The 3,751-nt window shown below is 40.7% G+C and carries 5 protein-coding genes and 1 pseudogene; 3 read left to right on the top strand and 3 right to left on the bottom strand.

Annotated features, from left to right (window positions below; all coding sequences use genetic code 11):
- From AC1DPZ_RS23785 to AC1DPZ_RS23795, 3 genes are all read left to right on the top strand, one after another.
- Positions 1-632, top strand: a 632-nt coding sequence (locus AC1DPZ_RS23785; RefSeq protein ID WP_477408142.1) for an ABC transporter ATP-binding protein, incomplete at its 5' end; no start/stop codon positions are given.
- Positions 625-1,878 carry an ABC transporter permease gene (locus tag AC1DPZ_RS23790; protein WP_477408144.1) on the top strand — a complete coding sequence of 418 codons (1,254 nt, stop codon included), beginning with the start codon at positions 625-627 and terminating at the stop codon, positions 1,876-1,878. The genes AC1DPZ_RS23785 and AC1DPZ_RS23790, both read left to right, overlap by 8 nt.
- Before the next feature lie 75 nt (positions 1,879-1,953).
- Positions 1,954-2,910 (top strand): Ppx/GppA phosphatase family protein, encoded by a 957-nt coding sequence (locus AC1DPZ_RS23795; RefSeq protein WP_477408146.1) that lies wholly within the window; start codon positions 1,954-1,956, stop codon positions 2,908-2,910.
- On the opposite strand, the gene AC1DPZ_RS23800 is transcribed toward AC1DPZ_RS23795, so the two are convergent.
- The 3 genes and pseudogenes from AC1DPZ_RS23800 to AC1DPZ_RS23810 all read right to left on the bottom strand — a co-directional run.
- Positions 2,881-3,144 carry a hypothetical protein gene (locus AC1DPZ_RS23800; protein WP_477408148.1) on the bottom strand — a complete coding sequence of 88 codons (264 nt, stop codon included), beginning with the start codon at positions 3,142-3,144 and terminating at the stop codon, positions 2,881-2,883. The genes AC1DPZ_RS23795 and AC1DPZ_RS23800 overlap by 30 nt on opposite strands.
- Entirely contained in the window at positions 3,144-3,446 is a 303-nt protein-coding gene (locus tag AC1DPZ_RS23805) for a hypothetical protein (protein ID WP_477408150.1), read from the bottom strand. The genes AC1DPZ_RS23800 and AC1DPZ_RS23805 overlap by 1 nt, the downstream gene beginning before the upstream one ends.
- A pseudogene (locus tag AC1DPZ_RS23810) lies at positions 3,443-3,751 on the bottom strand (radical SAM protein); the annotation flags it as partial. The pseudogene AC1DPZ_RS23810 and the gene AC1DPZ_RS23805, both read right to left, overlap by 4 nt.

Here is a 3,751-nt window from a genome sequence, read left to right on the forward strand (position 1 = left end):
GCCTGAAAGGACTAAGCCGTGATGAAGCCCAAAAACGACTCAAGTTTTGGTTTGATAAGCTGGGCATGGAAACCTGGTGGAAGAAAAAGATCGAAGAATTATCCAAAGGCATGCAACAAAAAGCCCAGTTTGTGGCCACCGTACTGCATGAGCCCGACCTGATTATTTTAGATGAACCCTTCAGCGGTTTCGACCCGGTAAATGCCGAAGTGATTAAAGACGAGATCCTGGAGCTTAACCGCAAAGGCGCTACCATCCTTTTCTCAACCCACCGTATGGAATCTGTTGAGGAACTTTGCGATGCCATTGCCCTCATCCACAAATCGCACAAGATACTGGATGGGAAGGTTAAAAATATCCGTAACTCCTACCGTAACGATACTTACCTGATTGAATATACGGGCCAACCTTTAAACTTTAACGGGATACAGCCATTCGCGCAGATAGGCGAAACTATTACCGATGATGACAGCCATACCATCCGCATAAAACTAAATGAGGGTAAAACATCAAACGATGTGCTGCAATACCTTATTCCCAAAACCCGCGTCAATATGCTGCAGGAGGTAATCCCCAGCATGAACGAGATATTTATTGAAAAAGTGAACGCTAAATCCCTAAGCCATGAATAAAGTATTACTCATTATACAGCGCGAATACCTTACCAGGGTAAGAAAAAAATCGTTCATTGTGATGATCTTCGTGGTGCCATTGTTGATACTGGCCATGGGAGGAGTAATTGCTTTAGTGGCCAAAGACAGTGATAAGTTATCGTCCCTGCAAATAGTTAATGTGGTAGATAAAAGCAAAATCTTTGTAGGCCAATTTCACGATGTATCAAACATAAAGTTTGTGTTAAGTCAACAGGATATAAATGCGGCAAAGGCTGAGTCAAAAAAAGATGAAAATATTTCCACGCTACTGATCCCTGCCGATTATATAAAAAAGGGCGCTGTGCAAATATTCTCCAAAAAGAAATCGGCCATACAGCTTACTGATGAGATTGAAAAACAGATGAGCGAGATAGCTTTCAACTACAACATGGTTCAGCATCATATTGATACGGCAGTTATTCATTCTATTAAAAAAACAGATATTTCTGTAAACGCTGTTGAAATTACCGAAACTGGCGATAAGGACGCCAATATAGGCGCCAACATCGGGGTTAGCATTGCTTGCGCCATATTTATCTACATATCTTTGTTTATTTATGGTGGACAGGTGATGCGCGGAGTTATCGAGGAAAAAACCAGTCGTATTATTGAAGTGATCATATCATCAGTAAAACCATTCCAGCTAATGCTGGGTAAAATTATTGGTGTAGGCTTAGTTGGGTTAACACAATTTAGCGCCTGGATAATTTTATCTGTTATATCATCAAAAATTGCAGGCCATGCCTTTAATTCACCGCAAAGTCCTATGGCTGGCCTTATAGCAACATTATCAACCATACCCTTCGGGTATATATTGGGGTGTTTCCTGTTTTATTTTTTAACAGGTTACTTGCTATATAGCGCCCTTTTTGCTGCAGTAGGTTCGGCGGTTGATAGCGAAACGGAGACACAACAATTTATGTTTCCGATAACTTTACCGTTATTATTTACCTATATGTTGTCTGTTACAGTTTTGTTCAGGGCGCCTGATAGTGCTTTGGCAGTTTGGCTATCAATAATTCCGTTCACTGCGCCGGTTGCTATGATGGTTCGTTTGCCGTTTGACCCTCCGCCATGGCAGCTTGCTTTATCCATGTTTATGATGGTTATTGGCTTTTTGTTCACTACTTATGTAGCGGCGCGTATTTACAGGGTCGGGATTCTGATGTATGGTAAAAAAGCAAGCTTTAAAGAACTCAGCAAATGGTTTTTTTATAAAGAATAACCCATTTTACTGTCATTAAATTATTTAAATCCCCGTAATTGCTAAACAATTTGGGGGATTATTTATTTTAGCTGTATGAGTAAACGCGTTGCCGTAATGGACCTTGGTACCAATACCTTCCATTTATTGATTGCCGATGGCGAAATCCACGATTACCATGAATTAGTTCATTATCACGAAGCTGTAAAGCTTGGCGAAGGCGGCGGCATCAACAAAGGCTATATTTTGCCCGAGGCCTATCAGCGCGGTATCAATACCATGCAGCAGTTTCATGAAGAGATAAAGGCCAGTAATGTTACCGAGGCAAGGGCCGTTGCCACATCGGCACTACGTGGCGCATCAAACGGTAAAGATTTTATTAAAGAGGTAAAAGACAAAACCGGCATCAGCATAGAAATTATTAATGGCGAAGACGAAGCAGCATTTATTTACCAGGGCGTAAAGATCACCGGCTGTTTATCGGCCAAAAACTCCCTCATTATGGATATAGGCGGTGGCAGCGTGGAGTTTATTTTAGGCAATACCGATAACATCATCTGGAAACAAAGCTTTGAAATTGGCGCAGCCCGCTTAATGGACCTGTTCCACCGCACCGACCCAATCCCGCCCTCATCTATTGAGGCCCTGAACCTGTACGTGGAAGATCATCTAACCGATCTTTTTGCAGCAGTAGCTAACCTTAAAATTGATAAACTCATTGGTTCATCGGGCGCCTTTGAAACTTTTGCCGAAGTGATTGAAACCGAAAAAGGTAATACCTTTGATTTAAAAGTAAACAAAAACTATAGTTTTGATGAGGATGAACTTTTAACGCTCACCAATAAATTCGTGCTTTCAACACATAAAGAAAGAGCTGCCAATAAAGCGATTATCCCGGTAAGGGTTGATATGATAGTAACAGCATCGCTCATTACCCGTTTTATTATGCATAAACTGGAAATTCATAACGTGAGCATGTGTAGTAACTCATTAAAGGAAGGGATTTTGGCGGATATGTTGGGGTTAACTTACAAAAACACCCCAGCAAGTTGAAAAACCGATGAGCAAAACCACCAGGGCGCTTAGTAAAAACTCTTTGTGAAAAACAGCAATCGCCATAACTAAACATATTATAATCTGAATGGCTATAAAAAACGCTTCACCAATTAAAGCAAACTCATCTTTTTGATACTCAATTTTTAGATATAGCGTATAAACAATAAGCACCAGTAAATTTATGCCGATGATAAGCATTCGAGGATTTATTTTTGGTTTATTTCCCTCCATTATCCTATCCCGCCCCGAAGATTCATAACACCCACACATGTGGAAAATCCAATTACCAAAATTATTAAGCCACTTAGCAGCCACGCCCATCTGCGTGCTGCAGCAGCCATGACAATACAAATGATAACATGAATTGCAATGATAAATGCATCGAGTATTAATCCGCTATCGCCGACTACGGCACAAATAACAGTATAACCAACCAGCACGCCCAAATTGATGCCAACTAATCGCATACCTGTGGTTGGTTTAGCTCCTGGCTCGTCTTCCGGAAGGTTAATTTTATTTTCTTCTTCTTTCATGTCACTATTTCATTTCTTAGTTGTTCCAAATATTCCCGTTTATCATCCCGGTAAAAAATGTTCATGGTTTCAAACGGGATGATCTGCATATCCTTGTTTACAATATGCACGCATGATTTTTTAATGGCGCGCACATCAAAGTTTTGCGCATCAATAAACTGCATAATAATTACCCTGAAAAGGTTATCATAGCTTAGACTTGGCGCATCAATCTCTGGCAGGCAGCATCTTATAGAATGCAAATGCTCTTTTGCCTTATCCACCGACTTGCCCGTGCTAAACATATTGAGTAAATGCCCTTTCAG

This window comes from Mucilaginibacter sp. P4_G9 (assembly GCF_056400985.1).